Below are 22,564 nucleotides of genomic sequence, written 5' to 3' on the forward strand. Positions count from 1 at the left end.
ATAATGCTTGGAATCGAATCCCTCTCCGGAAACGCGCAAGCAGTTGCCCTCGTCGGGATCGTCCTCCTCGAGGCGATGATCCTCTACGTCGGGTACGGCGGCCTCGAGCAGGCCCTCGGCGGCTACGTCGTAGACCTGCTTCGAGGTGAGTAGCGAGCGCACTGCCCGTACTCAACGTGGTGATCTGAGAATCGGCCTCGAAGTTGTGGGGTCGCTATAGTCGCCACTGAACGTCAGTGCACACCTGATCGAACGAGGGCTGCGCGATCAGCGTGTAAACAGTTTCAGTTGTTACTATAGCCATAGCAGTGTCACCGTGTTCGTGCGAGCACGAACAGATCACCATTTCCGTCCGATTATCGGACGCTGGTTTCGCCGGTTATCAACGGACCCTCACTACTCGGGCAGCTATACTGGACACCGCTCGCGCAGCCGTTCGACGACACGACTGATTCGGGTCGACGCTGACCGAAGGCACTGTCGTCCCGCGTGTACACGCCGCGCGAGTGCAAGCCGGACCGCATCGTAAGAGTTGCCCAGCAGGTTCCCGAAGTAGATCGCACGGACGAACGCGAGAACGTCTGCAGCCGTTTCCCGACCATACGTCTCTCGCAACGCGTTCCGTGCGTCTCGGCCCGGGTTCTCGTCCGTCTCTGCGTACTGCTGGGCAAACACAAGCGCAGGCTGCTCATCGTCGTCGACTGCCGATCCGATATCGCTCTCGAGGAGTTTCGTGATCGTCTCCTGATCCATGCCGGTTTCGCGTGCGAGATCGGTGTGGTACCGGGTACAGTACTGACACTCGTTGACTGCCGTGACCGCTAACATGATCTTCTCTGCGAACTGGTCGCTGACCCTGTCGGCGCGTTTAGCACGAACGAGCCGTGGGATGTTATGAACAAATCGAGCAATACCAATCGAGAGCGACCGGATCGTGAACGTCTTCTTCTGGAATTCAGCAGAGACATCACCTGTATCCGTCATATTGCGAGCTACTTGTTACGTCGCCCGTAAGTCGATTCCGATCGATACGAGCAGTGGGCTGGATCAGAGCTGGCCTGTGACCGCTCCGCACCGGGTCGACCTCACGCCAACAGTCTTGCAGCATATGTAAAATATTAACTGCCAGCCCACTATCGATCTACAGCCGTGCGCCCGCCCGAATATTACTGCAGACCAGTAACCGCTGCTCACCGAGTCGGTCTGACTCCCACTGATCCTCACACTGTCGGACACCAGTCCGTGAACACTCGATTTTATGATCCGACTTGTCCGACAGTATCACTCGTCACGTATCTCGCGGGCCGGCGGCTCGCTGTCACGCCGCGCGTCGAGAAATGCCGTTTCGTCGTCGGAGAGATCACGCTCGCGAAACTCCGCGAGACCGGCCTGATAGCGCTCGCGGTCGCCCCAGTCGGTGTCGTCGTTCGGCGTCGGATACTCGAGGACGAGTTCGGCGATTCCTGTCGTCTTACCGGTGTACGCGAAGCCAGTTCGGTAGAGCGCTTCGTAAGCGAAGGGGTTGTTGACGGCGATCCGAAGCCGGTCGTAGCCCCGTTCGAGGGCGCGATCACGGACTAGCCGGCAGAGTTGGGGACCGATCCCCTCGCCGCGCTGGTCGCGGTCGACGGTCACATAGCGCAGCCACAGGGTATCCGCGTCGGTCCGATCCTCGTTGAACGCGACTGCGGCGGCAATTTTGCCGTCCGCCGACCGTGCCACCGCCTTGCCGGTGTTCGTCATGACGAACTTGCCGGCGTAGCTGAATCGCTTATAATCGAGTCGGAGTTTGGGGCCATCTGGCGGCCAGCCGAGCAGTTCGTACTCCACGGGCTGTCTTGGACCGCATCCTACTACAATCCACGGAGTCGTCACGTGCCCGTCTTCAAGATGGAAAGCGAGAGAGCGTCAAGCGACGCCGCTTGCGAAATTGCCCGCAGTAGAAGTGCGCGGACCGGGATTTGAACCACCTGAAGACAGTCTCACTCACTTCGCTCGTGAGCGTGTGTCTTCCGTAATTCAAATCTCTCGTGCGGGTTCCGCGGCTCACGAATTTGTTCGCCGCAGGAATGCGCGGACCGGGATTTGAACCCGGGCCATGAGCTTGGAAGGCTCAGGTCCTACCACTAGACCATCCGCGCGCACTCTCCGGTTTTCGTTCCACGTTTAAGGCTCTTCCTTTTCCGATCCGTCGCCCGCTCTCGATTGTCACTGCCAGCAGCCGACCATCGACGCAGAAGACAGCACGTCAGCCCAGCGTTCGAGTTCGACTACAACGTTAGCTCTGCACCTGCCACCGTCGCATAACAGTTCCCGCTCGAGACTTCCGACTCGAGCACCTCGAGGTCGCTGTCGGCGAGTTCGGTTTCGAACTCGTCGGGCGCGTAGATGTGATAGAAGCGATCGACCGTTTCGCCGCCGGGCAAGGTCCACTCGACTGTCGTATCGAAGCCGTCGGTTTCGTCGAACCGGTCGTGGGCGGTCGACCACGCGCTGACGAGCGCGCGACTGTCGGGGGCCAGCACCCGCGCGAGCTCGTCGAGACTCGCCCGGCGGGCACGCCGGGTCGGCAGGTGATGCAGCGTCGCGACGTAGACCGCGAGGTCGACGATGTCGTCCGCCAACGGCAGCGAGGCCGCGTCTCCCTGGATCAGTGCAACCTCGAAGTTGCGCTCGACCGCGCGCTCGCGCCCCGTCTCGAGCAATCCGCGACTGACATCGAGCCCAACGACCGACTCGAGGTCGGCTGCAAGCAGTTCGGCGTGTCGACAGTTGCCACAGCCGAGGTCGAGGCCGACGCTGGCGGTGCCACACTCGGTTGCGTGTGCCTCGACGAACGCCTCGACTTCGGGCCAGGCGTACTCCCGCGTCGAAGCAAAGTGCGTCGCGATTCGGTCGTAGGTGTCGCGCACGTCGGTACGGCGGGTGCGCTCGTCGTCTCGCCGGTCACGGTCCTGATCCCCGGCCATCGGTCGGGTTTCGTCGGGGAACCCGCAAAAAGCGTTCGCAACCCACTCGGACGGACCTGCCGTGCTGTGCCGAGACTGACGGCGGCTACAACGCCGACCCCTAGGCAGACGGCTGTCGCCGAGAATGTGTGACCGTGACGGGGCTCGAGGAATTCGAGGGGTTTATCTATGCCCGACGGGAACTGTGGATTGCGTACGAGGGCTCGTAGATCAGGGGTAGATCACTCCCTTGGCATGGGAGAGGCCCCGGGTTCAAATCCCGGCGAGTCCACTCGAAATTTGGCGCTTCAGGCCTTCTACTTGCCGAATTCCGTTCCCTAAGGGTATTCTGACGGCTATCGATGCCACAGTGCTGACAGCTGCTTGCTTGAGAGTCATTTTCCTGTTATAGGTCTTCGATGAAGTCACGTCGCTGTTCCATCTTCTCACGGTCTGTACGGCGGTCGTAGTGGCGATCAAGGATTTCAGAGGAAACGTCACACCGATCGCTGACGATTTTCTCTGGAATGTCCTCGCGGAGCTGGTACGTGATCGCCCCGCGCCTGATCGTGTGCGGCGAGAGACTGCTCGGACAGTCGTAGTAGTGCCCGTACTCAGTGGCTTCGCAGTCCTTCGGCTCGCGATCGTGGGGACAGCCCTCGATCATGCAGGGCTGCGTGAGTCGGTACACCTCCGAACGGATCTGTCCGGAACTCAGCCGCCCTCGATCGCTTGTCACGAGTGGCTCGCGTCCGTGCTTGTCCACGACGTCGTGACGATGAAACCGGATGTACTCGTCGAGGACGTCGCAGTAGTAGTCGTCGAGCGCGATCGCCCGCTCAGCTGGCTTCTGGTTCTTGAGCGGCGTCCCGGTATCCGGGCGGTGGCGAAGCCAAAAGCACTGCTCGTCGGGCTCGTAGTCCTCGAGATCGACCGCCCGAAGACTCCCGAGGCGGATCCCCGTATGCCAGAGGATCGCCATGATGACGTGCTCGCGGCTCGCGCGCTTGTACCGCTCGAGGTAGCCGATGATCTTCTGAGCGCGATCGGCGTCGAGCATCTCGTCGCGCGCTTCGTCACCACGGTCGACGTCCGGCAACTTCACCCGCTCGCGCATCCCAGGTTCGACGGCGTCGATCGACGCGCAGAACTCGAGGAAGACGCGCAGTGTTGCGAGCTGCCCGCGGAGCGTGACGATGTTCACGTCCTGTTGTCGCCACACTCGGTATCGGTGGAGATCGCGACCAGTGAGGTCGTTGAGGTTGTCGATCCCGACCTTGTTACACCACTCGACGAAGGCGTTGAGTCGGTACTTGTGGTTCTGGAGGGTCTTTGCGCTCACCTCGAGTTCCCGGTGCGAGACGTAGAGGTCGACCGCCTCTCGTGGCGTGATCGGCTCGAGGTCGTCGCTCATGCGCTAACCCTCCGTGTCGCGAAGTTGCTGAGCCGGCGGAAGACACCTCCCCGGCGGAGTTCTCTACCGTCTTCGGTGTGAACGATGTGGCCGCCAGCGTGGCACTCGGTACAGCGATAGCAGGCCGCGTCGGCCTTTCCCCAGGCGGTTCGCCGGGCGGTCTCTCCACAGGTCGCGCAGGAGACCGTCTCAGGCTCGGCACTCATCGGTCTCCCCCGTCGGTCGCGGCCATCTGAAGTCCGCAGGCGTCGGCGCGCCGGCGGACGCTTTCCTTGAGCAGTGCTTCGGCCTCGGTCGTCAACGTGTAGCTGTTCGTCCGACCGTCGAGTTCGCCGCGCTCGACGAACCCGTCGTCGACCAGACTGTCGAGGTTCTGGTACAGTCGGCTGTGGAGAACGTCGTCGTAATACTCCTCGAGATCCTCCTCGATCGCGAGTCCGTAGGGATCTATCCCGTCCGACTCGATGCCGGCGATCGCCTCGAGAATGTCGCGCTGAAAACCGGTGAGGTCGCCCCACTTGGTGCCACCATCGGCCACCAGTTCGCCAGCCGATGCTTGCGGTTCTGCAGTTGCTTCCGTATCGCAGCCGCCGTCAGCGCGGAGCGCTGCACACAATCGGCAGGCGGGTTCTTCGCGTCGAGCGTCGTAGCCTGCTGCTCGAGCGCCACAGGCGCACCGAGCGTCAGACCTTTTGGTTGGCGATGCCTCTTGCCGTGCGTGGGGTACTTGCCCCACGGAAGTTCCGTAGTTCATGCTTGGACCGACGGAACTACCTTCTGGGCGGCGTTGCAGCGCCGCCCGGTCTCACATACCAACAAGAGTCATCTTCAGCCGAGTTGGTAGCTCCGTACAGACAGCTCTATTCTCTCGGAACATCAATGTTACGACGACCCACTAAAATACCATTGGAGTATGAGTGCTATATTACGGACGTTTAGATTCCTACAGCACGTCTACGAGAGTATGCGCTACTCGGGAGACTGGATGTCACTCGTGGACGATCGTATCTTAGAGTATATCCACGAGCACGAGTCGGGTTCGCCGAAGAAAATGAAGGACGAGGGGCGAATTCGATACTCCCGGCAACACATCGCTCGCAGATGCCGAAAGTTAGCAGAAAAGGGACTCCTCACTCATCTCGGAAATGGTGTATACGTTATCACAGACGAGGGAGAGGCATATCTGAAAGGTGAACTCGATACTGAGACGTGGTCACGAGTTAACCAGAACGGGAACCACAACGGCACGGCTGCAGGAAACGCGTCGAATTCAACGTAGGTGACTCATTGTGAAGCAACGACATTCAGCATCTTGGATGGAACAGCTCGACGATCGAATCCTCGAGCATCTCCATGAAGAAGAATGGTCATCGGTTACGGTGATGAATTCGCGGCCAGAATTCCGAGCGTCGAAGGCGCGACTACGAGAGCGGTGCCAGATGCTTGCCAGTGCCGAGTTAATCGAACCGCTTCACCGCGATATGTACGAAATCACGACGTGGGGAGTTCTCTATCTCGAAGGTGAACTCGACGCAGATCACCAGCCAGAACCGTCTCCACAAACGCTTGGCAAATAGCAATTGCCAATAGGTTCATTTAACAGAAAAATAGACAATGAGCCGATGCAACAGGATGATCTATCTGCCATTCAAACTGATGCGCTGAGTCAGAATCTAGTTCGTGCTATCGAGCGGTTCGTTCGAGTATTGAATGAACAGGCAGGAGAGAAACACGCTGCGAAAGTTATTCTCGAGGGTGCTGTTCTCCATGGAGAGGAACTCGAGCAGAAGCCAGAGCGATTCATTGAGGAGAAATTGATCGGTCCAGTAATGGAGGTTCTCGGGTATGAACCGCGGTTCCAACCGACTGGCTTCAAGGGACTTGATGGCCGTTATCCCGACTTCACCGCTCTAAACCTCGATACCACGAACTTCGGTGAAGTGAAAAAGCCAGGTAAAATCGAAAACGCTCGGAAAGAGTCGTTCGAATACCTGACAATGGCTACTGATCGACCGATCGTCGGTATCGCTACTGACGGCTTTGTCTGGATCCTTCACACTGCAACTAAGCCTGGTGAACAGCCAACATATACGCATCACGTCGCACTCCACGATCTCTTCAAGAAGATCCGACTCGAGCAGACGCAGCCAAAAGCTGAGCGGCGATCTCGTACTCATCTTCGCGAGCTGTCTCAAGACTTCGTGAAGCAGTTCAGTCGAGATCACATAGAGGAACTTAACTTAAGTGAATAAGATCAAAGAGATATTTTATCATATTCAAACAATCCTGCGCGATACATTTGAAATACTACTATAAATAGGAGGATCGTGACGGAACCCAATAACATTGATAATAGTCGCATGTGGTTTTCTGTAGAAACAACTGCTACCGTAGTCTGAGTAACAGAAGATACTGCTAAGACAAGAGTAAGAGATGCAACGGCACTATTGACAGTATTTTGCCTTCCCGTTTGGATTCTTTCATGTTCTCGTTGACGCTTTTTCATTGCGCGCTCATGAGCTACACGAAACCCTTCTTTTGTAAGGGAGAGTGTTCGTCCCTCTAACGTCGCACCATGAGCGTTCTCAAATTTCATCGGTAGAGTGTCAACTAAACCTATGGAGTCTAAGTAGTCAATAGCCTTCTCGGCTTCCTCAATTGTAAGATCGGTGTCAGTTACTATTGGATGATCCTCAGAGATTTTCTTCTCACCCATATGTTCAGAAACCATCTCACTTTGATAGATAGCTGACAGAACTTTTGACCAATCCGGTTCTCCCATATCTGGTTTCTTGTCGTACCGCCATAATATGAAACCTTTCTGATTATAGCAGTAGTCTATCTTTCTCTCAGATCTGGGTCTAAACTATAGCCATCTAACCTTTTCACGTTCTCGCTGCTGAGCTTCCGGACTGAAACTGCCTCGATAATGCTCGAGGAAGGTCTCGAGATCGTTCCACCCACCCCAGTCACACACCAAAAGCGGGTCAACATCCTCAGATGCGAGCGCGGTTGCCCAGGTCCGTCGGAGATCGTGGAAGCCGAGGTGATCCCAGCCAGCATCGCCGGTCTCATCGTGCAACTGATCGGCAGCCGATCGGATCCACCGTCTAAGTGACCGGGTGCTCGAGATCTCGACGAGCGGTGAGTTGGCTGATGCCTCGCGCACATCGTCGACCGTCCGAATGGTCGTCGCGAGATCGCGGGGAACCGGCGTCTCACGGAACTTGTCGCCCTTGCCATGCCACACACGCAGCATCGTCCCGGCGTCGGTATCGACGATGTCATCCGGCGCAACGTCGAGGACTTCGTGAGATCGGAGCCCGCAGCGCGCACCGAGTGCGAATGCGATTCGCTGCTGGGTTCCGTCGGCAGCCTCGAGAAGTGCCGTCACTTCGTCCTGACTGAGCCACACCTTCATGTCGTCTCGTTTCTCGTGCTGTTTCAGATTCATAGTGTCCGTAATGCCTGCATGTCGGACAAAAACCGCCAGCAATCTAGTTTTTTCGGTGGTTCTCAAGGGGGAGATCGAGTCGATTTTGTCCGAGACTGTACGAGTTCTCGGACATCAGCATCGTCCCGTATTCTTTTAAATTAGTGAATGATATCAGACGATATGCCCGTGTTCGAGATTCTAAAGTCGCTCTTCGGTTCAGCAGTTATTGGGTTCGGTTTATTTCTCCTTGCTATGGTCTTGTTCGGGATGGTCTTAGGACTGTTATATCTTGGCCCCCATCGACCTAATCGAAGGAGGAAGCGCCATAAGAGGAGATAGCAGTAGGCCTCGCGGTCAGTAGACTATCTGTACTCACCACTCTATTCAGTCGAATTCATCCAATCATCGGGTGTAGCTAAGGACTGAATGTCCTTCCGACTCACCAGTCCTGCAGCGACCAAAGGGAGACGAACAAAAACATCAAACCATTGGCCAGTGTGGACGAGTGGTTGCACTTCGTACCAGAATATGAGCACACTTGGCAATAGTAGAATAAGGGGTGCTCCTCCGGAGAGTCTATACACGAATGGACGCACATCTGTGCTGCTCCAGTCAACACTACATGGGAAAATCTTGAAGCAGAATACCATCTCGTGCTGGCGAGTCCAAGGGACGCCAGCGAGGTAGTGTGCTCCCTCGTGAGCCCACATCCCGATGTAGGCCGTGGTAAAGAGTACGATGAGTGGATGCCAATTTCCGAACAACATCCGTCCCCTTTGTACCGTCGAACAATAATTTTCTGGATAGATAGAAGCGAATGCCACTCCACGATCGTCCGTCCGACTCTACCGCAATTCTCGGACACCTTTTGGCTAGCAGTAAAAAACCACTCAGATACCCAACTAACCCGCTAATCTTTTACTCTATACCGGCTTTTGCTAGAAAATGGCCGGGGTCAACAAACCAGGTCCAGAAGCGGAGGTATGGAGATACATAGACTTTTATCAACTTGTGTCAATTTTAGAACGAGATAAATTGTATTTTAGACGAGGGGACCTAATGGGCGACCAATTCGAAGCTTCTGTACCTTTTGAAACCTTAAGAAAAGAAGAAGAGATTGCGAAAGTCGGTGGGGGTTTTTCAAGGTATGGAAGGAAAAGAGTGAAAAAGGCACGGAAAAGAAATAGAAAATTTGCCTTTTTGAATTGTTGGCATTTGAATGAATATGGAGAATCTGCAGCCATGTGGGACCTCTATTCAAATAACAATGTAGCGATAAAAACAACTTTCTCAAAACTGAGAAAGAGTCTACAAAAATCAGATGAAGAGATAAAGTTCACGAAGGTAAAATACCTCGATTTTCGACCAGATGGTGACCAGATGCCTGAAGAAGACCGCCAAAAGGGATGGACACATTATGTTTATAAAAGAAAAAGTTTCGAACATGAAAAAGAATTGCGAGCGATAGTATGGAAACCAGTAAGAATAGAAGCACAAGGATCAGAGAGAGATGATGGAATAAAACCTGATGAACTCACTGAAAGTATGTTGGCTGAAAATTTGTTTGTCGAAGTAGATACAGATATCCTTATTAGTGAAATTCGAATATCACCAAAAAGAGGGCAAGAATTTGAGGATCTTGTATCCTTAGTTATCAAGAGACATGGATTCGATGAGGAAATTGTTGTGAAATCAGATTTAGACCATGATCCTCTTTTCTGAGGTACAAACAGAAATAAAAGCCGAATCGACGTAGTTGTATCAAATTCTAGTGTCCTCGAAGCCCAGTTTTGACTCTACAGAACATGAAAGACTGAATGGTTCGTTTAGATACAGCCCCGATCGCGCTTGAAATGTCCTCGAAGACGGGATTCGCGGACACAGTACTCGCGGTAAGTAGAGATGCAAACATATCGACCCGTTGGTCAGTAAAGTATTTATTATATCACAAGTGGGTTATAATATGAAGCGGCGGCGATTTCTTGGTCTTGCTGCGAGTGGTGGAATTGGTGCTACAGCAGGCTGTATGTTTCCTGCTGGGGATTCATATGCCACGTTGCAGAGTCTCCATTTGATAAACCCTCTTAGCGAGTCTGTAACGGTAGACGTGAGAATAGAACGAGATGACACCGAGGAAGTAGCTTATCTGGAAACCCATGAGATTCTGACAGATCCAGATATGCTTACGCTCGATTGCGTCTGGCCGGATGCACCGTTAACGGTGATGGTCCGACACGTGGATGGTGAACGGAATACTCTCGCTACCTCTGACTATGAAGACTGTTTGGGAATTGTAGCCGAGATACGCAAAGATGGACCGTCATTTGTGACGCACAATTCCGAATGTCCGATTCGTGCCGCAGAGTGTCACACTGATGTGGCAGAGTAACTGTTCAAGATACGGTAGTACTGGGAGAGTTTTGATCGGTATGTGATTTTCCTGTACTTATCGCTGTCCTCAAGGACGGGGTTCACGGACACAAAACTACAGTAGTTATTAGTCGCACTCGATGTCCGAATCTTGATTGTCACGTGACACTCCTGGTCAAATCTGGTTGCCGAGAAATCGGAGGAATGGGTCAACGAGAAAGCCGGCACTTGCTGCTGTCGCTAGTTTAGTGATCAGTGGTTGTTGTGGAGCGGTGAGCTGAAAGGCTGCTAATATAAGGAAAAATAAACCAAACGTGACCCGAAGGTTGACTCCCACGTTAGAAGGGATATCTTCAATATGTATCCCAGCATTATCTCTTATCTCCTCAAGTACCTCATCCTGGTCATTCAAATCTTCATCGATCTTATTTAGATTATTTACGAAGTCTTCGTTTTGGTTACCTAATTCGCTATTGAAATCATTCACCACAGAGACAACCTCTTCATTGGATTCTGATATGCTCTTTTCAATTTCATCAAGGCGATCATGGCTTAGTCGATAAACATCTTCTCGCAAGTCATCTAACCCGTTATGTAGTTTATCTATTCTATCACTCACCCGATCTATTCTGTTAACGATTTCTGTCTGAGAGGAGTGTGATAGTCTTGAGTTAACAACTCGATTACGGCCACGGTCATGGCGATTTTCTTTCTCGTTATATTTTTCTGATTTTTTGATCTTTTCATATACTCTTTTAAGATCATCCTTAGAAACCTCCTGATCATCAAAATCTCCCTCTGTATTCTGTAGAACTTCCTGTATGGCCTTTCGGCTTCCTTTATCAACCATTTATGAAAAGTCATTGTTGATGTACATTATACTTTAAGATATAGTTTTTATAGAATGAATGTGGTACTTTGTAACATGTGTTGGTGTATAGGTGGCTTTAATATGGATGTTTATGTATTTACTTTATTCTACCTGAGCAGGATAGTCATTGGAGTCTATCACAGAAACTTCCCATTCTCCATCGCCTTTCATAGTCACCCTAACAGGGTGGCTCTTTACATTCCCCTTGTCGTCGACCAATCCAAGCGCCCGGAGCTCGCTCTTCGGGAGCACGACACCGCCCGACGTACGACCAACTTGTACCAACTGATGGATCGGCATGGCTACGTTTTGAACTGGTGCTGAATCTGTTTAAACATTGGTCTAACCAGTACGAGACTATGATATTCCCGACTGCTATCACTCGCTCGAGAGACCCATCTGAGCATGGGGGCAGACAACCCGCCACCGACTGACGAGAAGACTCTCGATGACGTCTACCACGACCGGAATCTCCTCTCGATCGCCTTCGCGAGGGCGATGCGACTCACCTGGGGACCGGACACCGCGGGCTGGTACCGTCACGACGACTGGCCGGTCGTCTGGGTCGACACGCCAGCTGGCCAGAAGTCGTGGCACGTCACGCCCGATCTCGAAGATGTTCTCGAGCGCTCACCACTCGACAAGCGTGAGCCGATCGGCGGCTACGACGGCCACTCGCGGACACTCAAGAACTGCCGGCTTGCTCGCTATATCACCCGATCTTACTGATGACGGAGCGAATCGAGTTCGGATCGAAAGCAGCAGCTGATCAATTCCGTGACAAGTACACCGATCACCTCTGCAGTGACGACGATCGCCGGCTCAAGACCGTCGCGATCTCCTCGAGCGCTCCCGACCACGTTCTCGAGACGGCGACGATCGAGGCCGCGGCGGGACGCTCCGAACGCGGTGGTCGTGGCGGCCAGGCTGATCTGACCGATCACGAACGCGAGTCGATCGACTTCTCGCGAACGTCAGTTCCCCACGCCAGGAGCGTGAAGGGGCTGATGATCGAGCAGGGCGTCGACGACTGGCTCGCGTACTACGATCACACGCTCAGTGTCGACGAACACCGCGAAGTAGCAAAGCGAGCGACTCGCGACGAACGCGGTGACCGCCTCGACGCCGACACCAACGTCGACGATCGCCTCGCCGACCTCGAGGGCGCGCAGGGCGAGCAGTGCGTCCACGCTCGCGACCACTGCGAGGACGGCGAAGACGAAGCCTGCGACTTTCTCGTCGAGGCGTGCGGCTTCGATGAAGACGACATCGAGGCGCTCGTCGCCGAAGCCCAATCGGACGACCCGCCAGGCGAACTGTACGGTGCGAAGAACCTCCTCTGGCGACGCTACCAAATCGCCGTTGCAGAGGCGAAAGAGGCGGCGGCAGCGATCAATGAAATGAATGACCTACTCGGGGAATCAGCGACGGCGTTCCGCGAGCTGGGCGATCGGAAACTGATGAAAGACGACATCGACTGGTAACCTCATGACAGGCTACTTCTGCCCCGTTGAGGGGTGCGACAAACACACCGACGAATGGGACGACGACCAACCACCCTTTGCCTCGAGGGAGGCGGTCAGGAGCCACATCAACGCGAAGAGCGGCGACGACCACCAGCGAGCAAGGGACGAAGGGGCTTGGCGGGAGGCCCCGACCAGCAGCGAAGGCACAGATGGCGACGACCTCGAGAGCAGCGACGAGCAGCAACCCGAAGCAACCGAGAGCAGCAACGACCAGCAAAACGAGCAGCCAGAAAGCAGCGACGAAGGGGGTGACAGCAGCCCCTCGAGCAGCGGCTCGAGTGACGAGAGCAACGACGACCAGGGAGACGAGCCAGTGAAACCCGCAGACAGCACCGACCCGTGGGAGCCAGACGAGCAGCCAAACGAGCAGCAAAAAGGGGCCACTGAAGGGGCCTCAAGCAGTGGCTCTACCACCTCGAGCAGCCCCTCGAGTGGTGGTCTAAATCTCCGAGCAACTGCGATCCTCGTAGGGGCAGCGGTTGCGATCGCCGTACTGGTTCTTCTGTGGCGCCGTCGTCGGTCGAAGACAATCGATGTCGACTCGGCTGACCCGACGCCGGACGAGGACGAATCGACCGGTAACGGCATCAATCGCGAAACTGGGGGTGGTCTTCGGTGAGTAACGCCGTCAACGAAGAAGACCTCGAGAACAACCCTGATGCCGAACCTGAGCCCGAAGACTCCCTCGAGGAAGAGGCGTACGCCGAGATCGATCCGGCAATCGCTGAACAGGTAGCAGCAGCCGACACTGAGGAAGACACCGACGACGATGGTGTCGACGTCGATGACCCAGCTAACGAACCGGACGACACCAGCGAAAGCACCAGCACGGGTGACCGGAAGACGGTCGGTCACGTCTACTGCCGAGCACTCGGGGCCAGCGCTGCGATCAGCCAGGATCGGATGGGCTCGGGCGTCGACGACCGCTCGGCGGTGATCGACGAGTACGCCGATCTCGCGAAAGAACTCGACCTCGACGAGTACATGGATCAGTGGTACCGGGAGAACCTGAGCGGCAGCTCGGAACTCGGGCCCGGTCAGGGGCTCGTCGCGATGACTTCGCTGTTCGCAGTGATGGTTCTCGTCGAGGATGCGGAGATGCTCGACGGGGCGATCGACTCGATCGGCGGAGCCACGCCGGAGGTGGAAGCATGAACCTCCGCAACCTCGCAACCGGCGGAGATCCCCGCAAGGCCCTCGCGACAAAGTTCTTCCAGAGCAAGCAGGCCGAGGCGTTCCTCTCGATCGTCGCCCATCGCGAGCGGCGGATCATGGAGGCCGTCGTCGACCTCCAGGAGGCAACCGACGCCGATATCGATGTGATCGAAGGCGTTCCGTCGGTCGACGACCGCGTCGAGCAGATTCGCTCCATGGCGCTCGCGATGATCGACGAGTCGCTCCCCGAGTGGTACATCACCGAGGCGATGGACCTCGAGAACGCCGAGGAAGCCGCTCAGTATGCCGACCTCACTGCCGACGAGTGGGAGACGACCAAGGAGACGTGGGCCGACCGCTATCGCGAGCAAGGCATCGAGGGCGACGTCGACGAACTCGCGACGGCACACGTCCGGGCTCGCTTCGACGTCGACGACCTCGAGACGTTCCGCGAGGGCGTCGTCGAGTGGCCCGACGATCGACAGCGGGCTGTCCTCGAGGAGGCCCTCGCCGGCGGCCTCGAGATGGCCGAACAGGGAATCGAAGACGTCACGGAGGAACTCGAAGACCGATGAACCTCGCGTTCGGTGCCCGAACGAACTGGGGCAAATCGTACGGCTTGCAGGCGTACACGGAGCGCAACGCACCGGAGTACGACCGAACAGTCCTCGTCGACTACAAGGACGAGTACACCGGGCTGGTCGAGTCGGGGCTCCTGCAGCGGCTACCGCTCCGACCAGGAACTGAGGAACTGTCCCGGGCCCAGTGGCAGCAGATATTCGAAGACAACGGCAGCCTACAACTTGCCCGCGACGGCATGACCGACGAAGCCTGGCGTGAGGCGATCGCCGTCGCGATAGAGGCGCTGGCCCAGCTCGAGGAACGCACGTTCCTGGGCCTCGACGAAGCCCACCGACTCGCACCGCAGAAGGGCGGCTATCCCGATGCAATCGACACGCTGGCGACGACATGGCACGGTGACGGGATGGGTGTCGCGTGGGTCACCCAGCGGTTCGCAAAACTCGACGAAGACATCGCCTCGCAGTGTCAGGCGTCAATGCTCGGCGGCTTCGGCAGCGGGAACGACCTCGACAAGGTTCGGGGAATCGTCGAGTACCCGGCCGACGTCCACAAGGCCGACGCCGAGCGGTGTCCGCGAACACTCCCCGACGAACTGCTCGTCGACGGCGAGCCACTCACGCTCCGCCGGTTCAGCGATGCCGAGGGCAACACCATCGGCTCCGAATGGATCTATTCGGACGATACGACCCTCCAACGAATCGATTCACGGGATTGGACGCTCAACAGCACACACTACGGCAGCGACCGAGTCCGAATCAAACACCCCTTCGACGACTAACTCATGCGCACCGACGTCACGCTTCGCGGAAGCAAGGCCGACCAGTTCGAACGGATTCAAAACCACCTCGAAGACCGGCGCGGCCACGAACTCTCACGAGCCGACGTTGTTGGTATACTAATGGCCGAATTTGAACAGAACATCTATTAATCCCTTCCGCCGACAACAATATGTGTTTTAAGAGATCATGTCTAGAATTGTTCGCGGTTTCCGAGGATATAGCCCAACAATACTGTGAATAACGTTCCAAGATAGGTTTCTAATATAGCTATTATTTGGGTTATTCTTCCAGATGGAATATTCGGTGGCGAGGTTGTAAACGTTATCACACTATATGTGACATTCTGTAGAAAACTATCCTCAACTCCTACAATTACATACCAAATTGTCGATGCTGAAAAGAGAACGAGCATCCAATACAGAAGGGGTTGGATTCTAACCCCATATCCGGTGAAGAGTCTAGATAGTTGAGACCCCCAGTAAGTTGAGTTTCGCCATCCATGTGTTGATTTAGCTTCAAACCCACGGGATCGGCGTTCTAGTGTATGATAATTTCGTGCTTTTCCAGTCATTCCATTCTCGCTAAATACTTCTTTAATAGAATGATATGCTCGGGCAACGGCGTTCCATTCTTTAGATGTTAGCTCTTCCGTTTCAAATAATCGCTCACATTTTGTATTTCCATCAATTATTATTCCCGTTAACTCAGTTCTCCGAAGATCTGCACCGGTAAGGTCAGCACCTCGAAGATCGGCTCCAGTCAGATCAGCACCTCTGAGGTCTGCCCCAGTTAGATCAGCGTCTTGTAGATCTGCATCGGAAAAATCAGATAACCATAAAGTCGAATTGCTAAGGTCAATACTATCTAAAAATGAGTTAGAAAAATCTGCATTCCAAATATGGGCTCCAGAAAAATCAGCCAAATGAGCCGATTTGCCGGAGAAATCAGCAGACCATGAGAAAAAACCTAGTGCCTTTTCAACTTCTACATTGGGCCATCTCTCCATGCAGACATATCTCCCTATATCATCAGTTGGAGGTCCAAAATATTCTGAAGATTCGAGTTCTGATACAACATCATCTGAATCTTGAACACCCATTCTTTCATCCCAGTCTATTGGATGTTGGAATAAAAACGCGCGACTAAATGAAATATAGTTCAAATCATCTGGAAGGTCAACGCCACGCAAATCAGCACCTGTGAAGTCAGCATCTAATGAAAAATCATCTTCTAAAGGTAACTTTGCATCACGTAAGTCCGCTTTCTTGAAATTTGTTCTAGATAGGGTTACCTCTTCTAGGTTACCCCATCTGAGATCTGCTTCTGACAAGTTGGCGTCTTGAAGATTTGCTCTAGAAAAATCAGTCCCCTGGAGATCTGCTTCAGAGAGATCAGAACCCCGAAGATTGGCTCCAGAAAAATCAGCCCTCCGGAGATCCGTTCCAGAGAGATCAGAACCTCGAAGATCTGTGTCTGAAAAATTTGCGCCTCTGAGGCCGGCTCCACTCAGCTGTGTAACCTGGGATAAGTCGATACCAGATAGATCTGCGCCATCAAGTCGCTCTGTGACCGGTGAATTCTGTCTTCGAACCTCGGAAGAGATCCGAGTACTCTCAAGGTCTTCAATATTTTTCTCACGATCTGCATGCCAAGCACAATGATCACTCTGCGGTAGCGCTGGTCTGTAGCAACAACTTTCGGGGAACGGCTCTGCGTGTTCGTTGCCGTCATCAGGCCAAGAATAACCACAGCGACCCTGTGGTGGCTCATCCATAATTACGGATATGTTCTACAGAGATTACAATTGTTTCGCTACACAGCTGACATCAGTCTGTGTCCACTATCATTATTGCTATATGACGGCGATTCACGGGCAAGCGCCACAAACTACGTCGGTTGACTGCGGTTCTGACGCGCTGTTATATCCGAATTCGGCCGGTTGGTCGGACTCGCATGGCGATGAATTTCGATCAGGCCACGCAGGCTCTGACTGACAGTGACGTGTGGGTGGATGTCGGAATGGTCGCGGGCGGCTACCTCGCTCCGTACCTCGTCGACACGGCAACTGGCACGATGCTCCCATCGGAGATCTTCGGTCTCGGCGGGATGGCGCTCGGCGAGACGGTCGTCAGCAACCGAGCGTTCACGCTCGGCTCGGGTGCGTTCGTCGTCCGAGAAGCTGCCGAGCGCTTCAACGCTCAGGGTATGATCAACGAGGTGCTCGCGTAAATGAGCCTCTCGCTGTACGCCGCCCTCGGTGACGTGAGCAAGTATGTTACCACGCAGACGAACATCACCGATCAACTGACACCGGTCCTGACGATCAGCCCCAAAGACGGTGTGGGTGTGCTCATCCGAAACGCAGTCAGCGTCGGCGACAAATCCGGACTGCCGATCTACGGCAAGTTCAACGACTCGAACGGGAATCCGCTCCCAGCGAACACGCGCATCGCGATCGGCTACAAGTCCCCGACCGACGAGAGTATTCAGGTCGTCTCGGATCCCAAGGCCACGATCGCGAGTTACATCAAGAACAGCGTCTCTGACCAGCAGGACGAGCGCAAGGTCGACGCCGTCAAGCACCAGCTCAAGGGCAGCAAGCTCGAGGTGCGCGACATCGACGAAGCGTACATCCTCGTCGATTCGTCGGCGCAGATCGACCACACCAACAGCGAGATCTACTTCGAAGAGTCGGCGCTGGCGGAGGTGGATCTCGAGTAATGGCGATCAAACGCAAGCTCAAGTCGGCAAACTGGGTTCCCGGTAGCCTCACCCTCCGCGAGTTCGACACCCAAGAAGGCACCTCTGGCGAGGCGTCGGTCGTCGCCGAAACCAAACTCGGTCGACCACTGCAACTCCGAGACGACCCGGATAGCGAGCTTCGACTCGTGCTACCAGCGTACGAGCACTTCACTACCAACGGGACGGCGGACGATCAGGAGACGTTCGATCTCTCGCACAACGCGATCGACTCGCCGTCGACGGAATCGTTCGTCCTCTACGAGGACGGCGCGGTCGTCGATCCGGACAGTATCGACTACGCTTCCGGGTCGTTCGATTACACGTCGGCTGGGACAAACACCGACCTCGACGTCTTCTACATCGCTCGTGATCCGGCATCGGTCGAGATCCGCAAGACTGCACCCGGCGCGGGCGGGAAGGTCAACCAGACGCTCAAGGAGGCACAGACGGCGATCCTGCACACTCGCGACCAGGCACAACAGGAGGTTCGCTTTGGCTTCGAGCGGACACCCCTGCAGCCGTACCTTCCGCGGAAGTTCAAGCTGCAGGTCGTCGTCGATGCACCGTACACTGTCGCGTTCGAGGCCCCCGAACGAGCCAACGGGACGCCTCGAGCCCGCAATGCTCTGCTGTCGCTGCCGCGGTTCCAGACCGAGGCCCGGATCGAGGGCCTGGGCGCAGCCGTCAAGCAGGACATGATCGGAGTTCGGGGGTGATCCCCCGTGCAAGGCGGTTTATCAGAAGGCACTGCACCGGGCGAGCTTGCGGTGACGACGATGCCGGTGTCATCGCCCGAGCCCTCGAGCCCGCCGAAGCAATCCGACTCCCAGCAGCCGCCGGCGAGCCCAACCGAGCGGCTCGTCTACGGGACGCAGTGGACACAGGACGACATCATGATCGGCCTGCTCGCGCTGCAGGTGGTGTTGCTGGTCTTCGTCACGATTCGAGCATGATCGGAGAACATACGGAGCGGCTCGTCGCCGCGATCGTCGCGACGAGCCCGACGGACAGTATCGGCATGGAGGTGAGCTAATGCCGGGGCCTGCAGCTGCGGTCGCTGCTGGCGAGGCAGCGGACAAAGCCGGCGACTTAGCGGAAAATGCCGGTGATGTCGCTGAGCCTGCAGCCGAGGCCGTCAGCAACGTCTCGGACAACGTCACGCAGGCGGCTGAGAACAGCCGCGGTTTCAACATCGCGATGGTGATCGGCGCGATCGCCTTCGCTTACGTGATCTACCGTGTCCTGAGTATGACTCGCGGGCCGGGCCAAGCAGCAGACGGTGTCGGCGATGCTGCCGGCAGTCTCTTCGGCGGGGCGCTGAACGCCGCCTCTGGCGCTGGTGAGGCAGCAGGCGGTGTCGGCGGTGCGATCGGCGACATCTGGGGCGGCTCGACGGACGCTGCTGGCGGCATCGGTGGTGCGATTGGCGACATCTGGGGAGGTACGACCGATGCAGCCGGCGGAATCGGCGGCGCAGTCGGTGACATCTGGGGTGGCTCGAAAGACCTTGCGGACGGTGCGAGCGACTTCGGTGGTGACGTGCTCGGTGACCTCTGGGGCGGTGCGACCGACACCGCGGACGGCGCTGGCGACTTCGTCGGTGACGTTGCTGACGGTGCAACCGACGCCGGCGGTGACCTCTTCGGCGGCCTCATCTCAACCGGCGACGACGCCGTCGACGGTACGGTCGACACGGCTGACGACGTTGTCGACGGTGCAGTCAACCACGGCGGCAACGCCGTCGATGGGGCGGTCGACACAGGTCAGGATCTTGTCGACGGCGCAACCGACGCCGGCGGCAACATGATCGATGGCGCGACCGACTTCGCCGGAGGGCTGATCTAAATGGAGCCGCTCACCCTACTGAATCAGTTCGGATTCCCAACCGTCGCGTTCCTACTCATGTGGAAACTCTACCGGGAAGAACGCGGCGAGCGACGGGAAGAACGGAGCGAGTGGCTCGATGCGATTCACGAACACACTGCGACGCTGAAAGCCCTTCGCCGGGATGTCCGGACGGTCGCGACCGACGGCGGTACCGAGCAGGAGGGCGATTCCTGATGGTCGGCGGCTCGACGATCGGACCCAACAGCCAGGTCGAGCGTATCCTCGCGAAGTACGGCCTCGAGGCAACCTCGTGGGGTGACGATCTCCTCGAGGACGACACCAACCGACTGCTGCTCGCGTTGCTGCTCGAGCAGCGCGGCGAAAACGCCCTCGAGGCGATCGACCAGCAGTCGGACGACAGCCAGGAAGCGGCATACTTCGTAACGGAAGAGCCGCTCCCAGTGACGACGACCGAAGAGAACCGTCTCAACTGGGGATATCCAGCGACATCGGTCACTGTCTGGGGATTCGATGAGCCGATTTACGTCGCGTTCCGCTCGGAGGGCGAGTATCGCAAGATCCCACTGGCACCCTCGGATTCTCCATACCATGCCGGCCCAGAAGGCGGCCTCGGTGCCTCGAGCGCCTGGATTAGCAAGCAGAGTAGCAGCACAGCAGACACGCAGGTCAAGGTGAAAGCGTACAAATGACATTCGACGGACCAGTCAATACGACGTGGGGAGAAGCGTTTGCACAGATGCGGGACAAGATCGCCAGTCTGGCGAACTGGACCCTCAAAGACGAGAGTAGCGCCGGCACGACCGCTTTCAGTCACGGCGACTGGATGGTTTTCACGTGCCCAAACGGCGACGATGTGAGAATCGGGTGTGACAACGGCTCTGGCGAGATGTCGCTACAACACGGTCCTAATTGGGACGCATCGGCAGACACGTGGGGAGACAAGTACCCCCACGACTGGCGGGTGTTCCCCCGAAACAACGTCTCGTGGGAAAACACCACCATGCACGTCTCTGATCAAGTCCGTTGGTGGCTTGAGTACGTAGATGGCAAGGGCTTCGTGTTCGCTGCAACCCGAGAGGAGGGAGACGGCGCAGACAAGGGGTGTGTTGTCGGTATCTCGGAACTCACCCGACTGTGGGACTACACGACCGCACAGATTCGTGAGTCGAAATACACCGCTCTTGTCCTCGGCGACTACGACGACAATGGTAACGAGGGCGGCACCCGTAGCGTTGTAAACGCCGTTTTCGAGGGTGGTACCTCCGGGGGAACCTACGACGGTAAGGGCGAAGTGAATGCCGACGGCAACAACGACAACTACCCGATGGTCGAGACGACGCTACAGGCTTCGAGCAAGTACGAAGCCGCACTCATCGGCGAGCACGACCTCTGGATTCGTGACGGCTCCGGCAACCGCTCGGCTCACCTCGATACCGTGACCGACGGAGGGGTAGACAAGTTCACTATCTTCAAGGAAGGGGTTCCCACACCTGTCGGCATTCGGATGGACTAACCTAACATGGCCTCATACGCATCGAGCAACGCGACGGCGACCGCTGCTTCGTCGAGTACTGGCACTGCCGCCCGAAGCGCTTCGCTGTCGAGTACCACAACGACGGACGCCGGACGGCCTTCAGTGGGTCGGATGGTCTCGCTGTCCAACACGACGACAATGGATGCGAGACGGCCTTCGACTGCCCGGATAGCCTCACCCTCGAGTACGACGACGACGAACGCAGCCAAACCGATTCTCACTCGATCCGGCGACGGGGCCACGGTTATCACCACCAATGCCGTACTTGTGCCCGGTGATTTCCGAGGCGTCGATGTCGTGGTTGTCGATCCTGACGGCGAGCCCCTCGAGGATGTCGACCAACTGCTCGTTCTCTCGCCGTTCCCATCGTCGACGAGCATCAACAACAACGGTGTTGGGCAGCTCCCGATGTTGTCGACCACCTATACCGAATTCCGGGGACTCGCGCCTCGAGGCGACGATGTCGGATATATGTGGTATGAGGGTGTCAAAAACGTCGTCGGCCCCCAAGAGGATGAAGCGGTGATTGTACTCGATCCCAGTGAAATCAAGGGGATGAACGCGGCGAGAACCGTCAACATGGGAGGACCACTCCAATGACTGGCAGCCTCAGATAGTGAGGGTGACCTAACTGGGGTTATCCCCATCATTGTCGAAACACTCGCACTGCTGAATCTCGTTCTCTCGCAGGAAATTTGTATAGAACTCAGTTATTAGCGTGACTACATGACAATGTTGAAAATACCTTGCAGAATAAAAAGACGAGACAGAGAGGATGAGGAGGATTCCGCCAGAAATCCCAATCAGACCATCATAAAAATACCCATATGTTATGTATACAATCCCAGAAATAAAAGAAATAAGTGTGGTACTATGGAAAAGATCATGAAGTGTATGGAATTTAGCTACACGGCCGCTACCCTTTGCTTCACAGAATAGATGTGACTTCGAAGTATAATAAAGCTCCTTCCCTTCATACTCCTCACTTAGTCCGAGAAAGTTAGGCGCAGACTCGAAAAATTTGTTCTGGTGCTCAAGTCTGGATTTGTCCCTTTTATCTTCTAGTTCTGTGAATTCATCTTTAATCTTTGGTATTTTATTAGACAAGCCGAAGAATATGTGCCCAATTATGAATGAAAGTACAAGAAATAAGATCAGCAAGATAGAAGAATTCAGATCATTGATAGCCATAATTACTCTTGGTGATACAAACGGATATGTCAGAATCAACGCCAATGAGCCAGGTATAATGAAAGAAAATGTATCAAAAAGATCGAATCCTACGATTTCATTGGCCATTTGTAGCGTTGACAACAACCTTGTTATTATTATACGTGGCCTTTTTTCTCACCACCCGAA

At 55.6% G+C, this 22,564-nt stretch carries 33 protein-coding genes and 2 tRNA genes; 22 read left to right on the top strand and 13 right to left on the bottom strand.

Going from position 1 to position 22,564, the window contains the following annotated elements:
* The first annotated feature begins 3 nt into the window (after nt 1-3).
* Nucleotides 4-153, top strand: coding sequence for a hypothetical protein (locus ACERI1_RS01470; RefSeq protein ID WP_373616256.1), 150 nt, complete (start codon nt 4-6; stop codon nt 151-153).
* 255 nt (nt 154-408) lie between these two features.
* Here the strand turns inward: ACERI1_RS01470 and ACERI1_RS01475 are convergent, their stop codons facing one another.
* The 4 genes from ACERI1_RS01475 to ACERI1_RS01490 all read right to left on the bottom strand — a co-directional run bounded on the left by ACERI1_RS01475 (nt 409) and on the right by ACERI1_RS01490 (nt 2,969).
* Nucleotides 409-984, bottom strand: coding sequence for a carboxymuconolactone decarboxylase family protein (locus tag ACERI1_RS01475; protein ID WP_373616257.1), 576 nt, complete (start codon nt 982-984; stop codon nt 409-411).
* Nucleotides 985-1,281: 297 nt separating this feature from the next.
* A complete protein-coding gene (locus ACERI1_RS01480) occupies nt 1,282-1,830 on the bottom strand; it encodes a GNAT family N-acetyltransferase (RefSeq protein WP_373616258.1) in 549 nt (182 codons plus the stop codon).
* Nucleotides 1,831-2,070: 240 nt separating this feature from the next.
* A tRNA-Gly gene (locus tag ACERI1_RS01485) sits at nt 2,071-2,141 on the bottom strand.
* A 129-nt stretch (nt 2,142-2,270) separates the two neighbouring features.
* Nucleotides 2,271-2,969 carry a class I SAM-dependent methyltransferase gene (locus ACERI1_RS01490; protein ID WP_373616259.1) on the bottom strand — a complete coding sequence of 233 codons (699 nt, stop codon included), beginning with the start codon at nt 2,967-2,969 and terminating at the stop codon, nt 2,271-2,273.
* Nucleotides 2,970-3,168: 199 nt separating this feature from the next.
* Between ACERI1_RS01490 and ACERI1_RS01495 the strand changes: the two genes are divergently transcribed.
* Nucleotides 3,169-3,240 (top strand) — tRNA-Ala (locus tag ACERI1_RS01495).
* Between the two features lie 114 nt (nt 3,241-3,354).
* On the opposite strand, the gene ACERI1_RS01500 is transcribed toward ACERI1_RS01495, so the two are convergent.
* From ACERI1_RS01500 to ACERI1_RS01510, 3 genes are read right to left on the bottom strand one after another with little or no spacing between them, the layout of a single operon-like run.
* Nucleotides 3,355-4,362, bottom strand: a complete 1,008-nt coding sequence (locus ACERI1_RS01500; protein WP_373616260.1) for a tyrosine-type recombinase/integrase — start codon at nt 4,360-4,362, stop codon at nt 3,355-3,357.
* Nucleotides 4,359-4,568 carry a hypothetical protein gene (locus ACERI1_RS01505; protein ID WP_373616261.1) on the bottom strand — a complete coding sequence of 70 codons (210 nt, stop codon included), beginning with the start codon at nt 4,566-4,568 and terminating at the stop codon, nt 4,359-4,361. Before ACERI1_RS01505 ends, ACERI1_RS01500 begins: the two co-directional genes overlap by 4 nt.
* Entirely contained in the window at nt 4,565-4,978 is a 414-nt protein-coding gene (locus tag ACERI1_RS01510; protein WP_373616830.1) for a helix-turn-helix transcriptional regulator, read from the bottom strand. The genes ACERI1_RS01505 and ACERI1_RS01510 overlap by 4 nt, the downstream gene beginning before the upstream one ends.
* 348 nt (nt 4,979-5,326) lie before the next feature.
* Between ACERI1_RS01510 and ACERI1_RS01515 the strand changes: the two genes are divergently transcribed.
* The 3 genes from ACERI1_RS01515 to ACERI1_RS01525 are packed head-to-tail and all read left to right on the top strand — an operon-like array spanning nt 5,327 to nt 6,614.
* Entirely contained in the window at nt 5,327-5,641 is a 315-nt protein-coding gene (locus ACERI1_RS01515; protein ID WP_373616262.1) for a MarR family transcriptional regulator, read from the top strand.
* Nucleotides 5,642-5,678: 37 nt separating this feature from the next.
* The gene (locus ACERI1_RS01520; RefSeq protein WP_373616263.1) at nt 5,679-5,939 is read left to right on the top strand and encodes a hypothetical protein; all 261 of its coding nucleotides are present in this window, start codon (nt 5,679-5,681) and stop codon (nt 5,937-5,939) included.
* 45 nt (nt 5,940-5,984) lie between these two features.
* Complete coding sequence (locus tag ACERI1_RS01525; protein ID WP_373616264.1) at nt 5,985-6,614, top strand: hypothetical protein; 630 nt, start codon at nt 5,985-5,987, stop codon at nt 6,612-6,614.
* A gap of 2 nt (nt 6,615-6,616) precedes the next feature.
* Here the strand turns inward: ACERI1_RS01525 and ACERI1_RS01530 are convergent, their stop codons facing one another.
* Together ACERI1_RS01530 and ACERI1_RS01535 are read right to left on the bottom strand one after the other, a co-directional pair.
* Nucleotides 6,617-7,144 carry a hypothetical protein gene (locus ACERI1_RS01530; protein ID WP_373616265.1) on the bottom strand — a complete coding sequence of 176 codons (528 nt, stop codon included), beginning with the start codon at nt 7,142-7,144 and terminating at the stop codon, nt 6,617-6,619.
* Between the two features lie 84 nt (nt 7,145-7,228).
* Complete coding sequence (locus ACERI1_RS01535; protein ID WP_373616266.1) at nt 7,229-7,816, bottom strand: tyrosine-type recombinase/integrase; 588 nt, start codon at nt 7,814-7,816, stop codon at nt 7,229-7,231.
* Between the two features lie 1,041 nt (nt 7,817-8,857).
* On the opposite strand from ACERI1_RS01535, the gene ACERI1_RS01540 reads away from it, so the two are divergent.
* Complete coding sequence (locus ACERI1_RS01540) at nt 8,858-9,520, top strand: DUF2971 domain-containing protein (protein ID WP_373616267.1); 663 nt, start codon at nt 8,858-8,860, stop codon at nt 9,518-9,520.
* Between the two features lie 823 nt (nt 9,521-10,343).
* Here ACERI1_RS01540 and ACERI1_RS01545 read toward each other — a convergent pair.
* Nucleotides 10,344-11,018 carry a hypothetical protein gene (locus ACERI1_RS01545; protein WP_373616268.1) on the bottom strand — a complete coding sequence of 225 codons (675 nt, stop codon included), beginning with the start codon at nt 11,016-11,018 and terminating at the stop codon, nt 10,344-10,346.
* A 426-nt stretch (nt 11,019-11,444) separates the two neighbouring features.
* Between ACERI1_RS01545 and ACERI1_RS01550 the strand changes: the two genes are divergently transcribed.
* From ACERI1_RS01550 to ACERI1_RS01580, 7 genes are read left to right on the top strand one after another with little or no spacing between them, the layout of a single operon-like run.
* On the top strand, nt 11,445-11,768 hold the full coding sequence (locus ACERI1_RS01550) for a hypothetical protein (protein ID WP_373616269.1): 324 nt from the start codon (nt 11,445-11,447) through the stop codon (nt 11,766-11,768).
* Nucleotides 11,768-12,523, top strand: a complete 756-nt coding sequence (locus ACERI1_RS01555) for a hypothetical protein (protein ID WP_373616270.1) — start codon at nt 11,768-11,770, stop codon at nt 12,521-12,523. The genes ACERI1_RS01550 and ACERI1_RS01555 overlap by 1 nt, the downstream gene beginning before the upstream one ends.
* A gap of 4 nt (nt 12,524-12,527) precedes the next feature.
* Nucleotides 12,528-13,184: a hypothetical protein gene (locus ACERI1_RS01560; RefSeq protein WP_373616271.1), complete on the top strand. Its 657-nt coding sequence runs from the start codon at nt 12,528-12,530 to the stop codon at nt 13,182-13,184.
* A complete protein-coding gene (locus ACERI1_RS01565) occupies nt 13,181-13,720 on the top strand; it encodes a hypothetical protein (protein WP_373616272.1) in 540 nt (179 codons plus the stop codon). The genes ACERI1_RS01560 and ACERI1_RS01565 overlap by 4 nt, the downstream gene beginning before the upstream one ends.
* Nucleotides 13,717-14,295: a hypothetical protein gene (locus ACERI1_RS01570; protein WP_373616273.1), complete on the top strand. Its 579-nt coding sequence runs from the start codon at nt 13,717-13,719 to the stop codon at nt 14,293-14,295. Before ACERI1_RS01565 ends, ACERI1_RS01570 begins: the two co-directional genes overlap by 4 nt.
* Nucleotides 14,292-15,080 carry an ATP-binding protein gene (locus ACERI1_RS01575; protein ID WP_373616274.1) on the top strand — a complete coding sequence of 263 codons (789 nt, stop codon included), beginning with the start codon at nt 14,292-14,294 and terminating at the stop codon, nt 15,078-15,080. Before ACERI1_RS01570 ends, ACERI1_RS01575 begins: the two co-directional genes overlap by 4 nt.
* A gap of 3 nt (nt 15,081-15,083) precedes the next feature.
* On the top strand, nt 15,084-15,230 hold the full coding sequence (locus ACERI1_RS01580) for a hypothetical protein (protein WP_373616276.1): 147 nt from the start codon (nt 15,084-15,086) through the stop codon (nt 15,228-15,230).
* Between the two features lie 41 nt (nt 15,231-15,271).
* On the opposite strand, the gene ACERI1_RS01585 is transcribed toward ACERI1_RS01580, so the two are convergent.
* On the bottom strand, nt 15,272-16,855 hold the full coding sequence (locus tag ACERI1_RS01585) for a pentapeptide repeat-containing protein (protein WP_373616277.1): 1,584 nt from the start codon (nt 16,853-16,855) through the stop codon (nt 15,272-15,274).
* 179 nt (nt 16,856-17,034) lie between these two features.
* On the opposite strand from ACERI1_RS01585, the gene ACERI1_RS01590 reads away from it, so the two are divergent.
* The 8 genes from ACERI1_RS01590 to ACERI1_RS01625 all read left to right on the top strand — a co-directional run bounded on the left by ACERI1_RS01590 (nt 17,035) and on the right by ACERI1_RS01625 (nt 21,184).
* Complete coding sequence (locus ACERI1_RS01590; protein WP_373616278.1) at nt 17,035-17,310, top strand: hypothetical protein; 276 nt, start codon at nt 17,035-17,037, stop codon at nt 17,308-17,310.
* A complete protein-coding gene (locus ACERI1_RS01595; RefSeq protein WP_092929119.1) occupies nt 17,311-17,802 on the top strand; it encodes a hypothetical protein in 492 nt (163 codons plus the stop codon). It begins immediately after the preceding gene.
* Nucleotides 17,802-18,539 (top strand): hypothetical protein, encoded by a 738-nt coding sequence (locus tag ACERI1_RS01600; protein ID WP_373616279.1) that lies wholly within the window; start codon nt 17,802-17,804, stop codon nt 18,537-18,539. The genes ACERI1_RS01595 and ACERI1_RS01600 overlap by 1 nt, the downstream gene beginning before the upstream one ends.
* A 66-nt stretch (nt 18,540-18,605) precedes the next feature.
* Nucleotides 18,606-18,776: a hypothetical protein gene (locus tag ACERI1_RS01605; protein WP_373616280.1), complete on the top strand. Its 171-nt coding sequence runs from the start codon at nt 18,606-18,608 to the stop codon at nt 18,774-18,776.
* A gap of 79 nt (nt 18,777-18,855) precedes the next feature.
* Nucleotides 18,856-19,668 (top strand): phage tail protein, encoded by an 813-nt coding sequence (locus tag ACERI1_RS01610; protein WP_373616281.1) that lies wholly within the window; start codon nt 18,856-18,858, stop codon nt 19,666-19,668.
* The gene (locus ACERI1_RS01615) at nt 19,669-19,884 is read left to right on the top strand and encodes a hypothetical protein (protein ID WP_373616282.1); all 216 of its coding nucleotides are present in this window, start codon (nt 19,669-19,671) and stop codon (nt 19,882-19,884) included. It begins immediately after the preceding gene.
* Nucleotides 19,884-20,360 carry a hypothetical protein gene (locus tag ACERI1_RS01620; protein WP_373616283.1) on the top strand — a complete coding sequence of 159 codons (477 nt, stop codon included), beginning with the start codon at nt 19,884-19,886 and terminating at the stop codon, nt 20,358-20,360. Before ACERI1_RS01615 ends, ACERI1_RS01620 begins: the two co-directional genes overlap by 1 nt.
* The gene (locus tag ACERI1_RS01625) at nt 20,357-21,184 is read left to right on the top strand and encodes a hypothetical protein (RefSeq protein WP_373616284.1); all 828 of its coding nucleotides are present in this window, start codon (nt 20,357-20,359) and stop codon (nt 21,182-21,184) included. Before ACERI1_RS01620 ends, ACERI1_RS01625 begins: the two co-directional genes overlap by 4 nt.
* On the opposite strand, the gene ACERI1_RS01630 is transcribed toward ACERI1_RS01625, so the two are convergent.
* Nucleotides 21,181-21,414, bottom strand: coding sequence for a hypothetical protein (locus ACERI1_RS01630; RefSeq protein ID WP_373616285.1), 234 nt, complete (start codon nt 21,412-21,414; stop codon nt 21,181-21,183). The genes ACERI1_RS01625 and ACERI1_RS01630 overlap by 4 nt on opposite strands.
* Before the next feature lie 88 nt (nt 21,415-21,502).
* Between ACERI1_RS01630 and ACERI1_RS01635 the strand changes: the two genes are divergently transcribed.
* Nucleotides 21,503-21,805: a hypothetical protein gene (locus ACERI1_RS01635; protein ID WP_373616286.1), complete on the top strand. Its 303-nt coding sequence runs from the start codon at nt 21,503-21,505 to the stop codon at nt 21,803-21,805.
* A gap of 27 nt (nt 21,806-21,832) precedes the next feature.
* Here the strand turns inward: ACERI1_RS01635 and ACERI1_RS01640 are convergent, their stop codons facing one another.
* A complete protein-coding gene (locus ACERI1_RS01640; protein WP_373616287.1) occupies nt 21,833-22,504 on the bottom strand; it encodes a hypothetical protein in 672 nt (223 codons plus the stop codon).
* Between the last annotated feature and the right edge of the window lie 60 nt (nt 22,505-22,564).

It is taken from the genome of Natrinema sp. HArc-T2 (assembly GCF_041821085.1).
GTDB lineage: Archaea > Halobacteriota > Halobacteria > Halobacteriales > Natrialbaceae > Natrinema.

Excerpts from the sequence above, each read along its gene's own strand:
- ACERI1_RS01580 (WP_373616276.1), top strand. The coding sequence starts at position 15,084 with ATGCGCACCGACGTCACGCTTCGCGGAAGCAAGGCCGACCAGTTCGAA.
- ACERI1_RS01625 (WP_373616284.1), top strand. The coding sequence starts at position 20,357 with ATGACATTCGACGGACCAGTCAATACGACGTGGGGAGAAGCGTTTGCA.
- ACERI1_RS01550 (WP_373616269.1), top strand. The coding sequence starts at position 11,445 with ATGGGGGCAGACAACCCGCCACCGACTGACGAGAAGACTCTCGATGAC.
- ACERI1_RS01555 (WP_373616270.1), top strand. The coding sequence starts at position 11,768 with ATGACGGAGCGAATCGAGTTCGGATCGAAAGCAGCAGCTGATCAATTC.
- ACERI1_RS01575 (WP_373616274.1), top strand. The coding sequence starts at position 14,292 with ATGAACCTCGCGTTCGGTGCCCGAACGAACTGGGGCAAATCGTACGGC.
- ACERI1_RS01515 (WP_373616262.1), top strand. The coding sequence starts at position 5,327 with ATGCGCTACTCGGGAGACTGGATGTCACTCGTGGACGATCGTATCTTA.
- ACERI1_RS01590 (WP_373616278.1), top strand. The coding sequence starts at position 17,035 with ATGGCGATGAATTTCGATCAGGCCACGCAGGCTCTGACTGACAGTGAC.
- ACERI1_RS01505 (WP_373616261.1), bottom strand. The coding sequence starts at position 4,568 with ATGAGTGCCGAGCCTGAGACGGTCTCCTGCGCGACCTGTGGAGAGACC.
- ACERI1_RS01535 (WP_373616266.1), bottom strand. The coding sequence starts at position 7,816 with ATGAATCTGAAACAGCACGAGAAACGAGACGACATGAAGGTGTGGCTC.
- ACERI1_RS01540 (WP_373616267.1), top strand. The coding sequence starts at position 8,858 with ATGGGCGACCAATTCGAAGCTTCTGTACCTTTTGAAACCTTAAGAAAA.
- ACERI1_RS01545 (WP_373616268.1), bottom strand. The coding sequence starts at position 11,018 with ATGGTTGATAAAGGAAGCCGAAAGGCCATACAGGAAGTTCTACAGAAT.
- ACERI1_RS01620 (WP_373616283.1), top strand. The coding sequence starts at position 19,884 with ATGGTCGGCGGCTCGACGATCGGACCCAACAGCCAGGTCGAGCGTATC.
- ACERI1_RS01610 (WP_373616281.1), top strand. The coding sequence starts at position 18,856 with ATGCCGGGGCCTGCAGCTGCGGTCGCTGCTGGCGAGGCAGCGGACAAA.
- ACERI1_RS01640 (WP_373616287.1), bottom strand. The coding sequence starts at position 22,504 with ATGGCCAATGAAATCGTAGGATTCGATCTTTTTGATACATTTTCTTTC.
- ACERI1_RS01475 (WP_373616257.1), bottom strand. The coding sequence starts at position 984 with ATGACGGATACAGGTGATGTCTCTGCTGAATTCCAGAAGAAGACGTTC.
- ACERI1_RS01560 (WP_373616271.1), top strand. The coding sequence starts at position 12,528 with ATGACAGGCTACTTCTGCCCCGTTGAGGGGTGCGACAAACACACCGAC.
- ACERI1_RS01500 (WP_373616260.1), bottom strand. The coding sequence starts at position 4,362 with ATGAGCGACGACCTCGAGCCGATCACGCCACGAGAGGCGGTCGACCTC.
- ACERI1_RS01595 (WP_092929119.1), top strand. The coding sequence starts at position 17,311 with ATGAGCCTCTCGCTGTACGCCGCCCTCGGTGACGTGAGCAAGTATGTT.
- ACERI1_RS01600 (WP_373616279.1), top strand. The coding sequence starts at position 17,802 with ATGGCGATCAAACGCAAGCTCAAGTCGGCAAACTGGGTTCCCGGTAGC.
- ACERI1_RS01585 (WP_373616277.1), bottom strand. The coding sequence starts at position 16,855 with ATGGATGAGCCACCACAGGGTCGCTGTGGTTATTCTTGGCCTGATGAC.
- ACERI1_RS01520 (WP_373616263.1), top strand. The coding sequence starts at position 5,679 with ATGGAACAGCTCGACGATCGAATCCTCGAGCATCTCCATGAAGAAGAA.
- ACERI1_RS01525 (WP_373616264.1), top strand. The coding sequence starts at position 5,985 with ATGCAACAGGATGATCTATCTGCCATTCAAACTGATGCGCTGAGTCAG.
- ACERI1_RS01615 (WP_373616282.1), top strand. The coding sequence starts at position 19,669 with ATGGAGCCGCTCACCCTACTGAATCAGTTCGGATTCCCAACCGTCGCG.
- ACERI1_RS01470 (WP_373616256.1), top strand. The coding sequence starts at position 4 with ATGCTTGGAATCGAATCCCTCTCCGGAAACGCGCAAGCAGTTGCCCTC.
- ACERI1_RS01530 (WP_373616265.1), bottom strand. The coding sequence starts at position 7,144 with ATGGGAGAACCGGATTGGTCAAAAGTTCTGTCAGCTATCTATCAAAGT.
- ACERI1_RS01490 (WP_373616259.1), bottom strand. The coding sequence starts at position 2,969 with ATGGCCGGGGATCAGGACCGTGACCGGCGAGACGACGAGCGCACCCGC.
- ACERI1_RS01570 (WP_373616273.1), top strand. The coding sequence starts at position 13,717 with ATGAACCTCCGCAACCTCGCAACCGGCGGAGATCCCCGCAAGGCCCTC.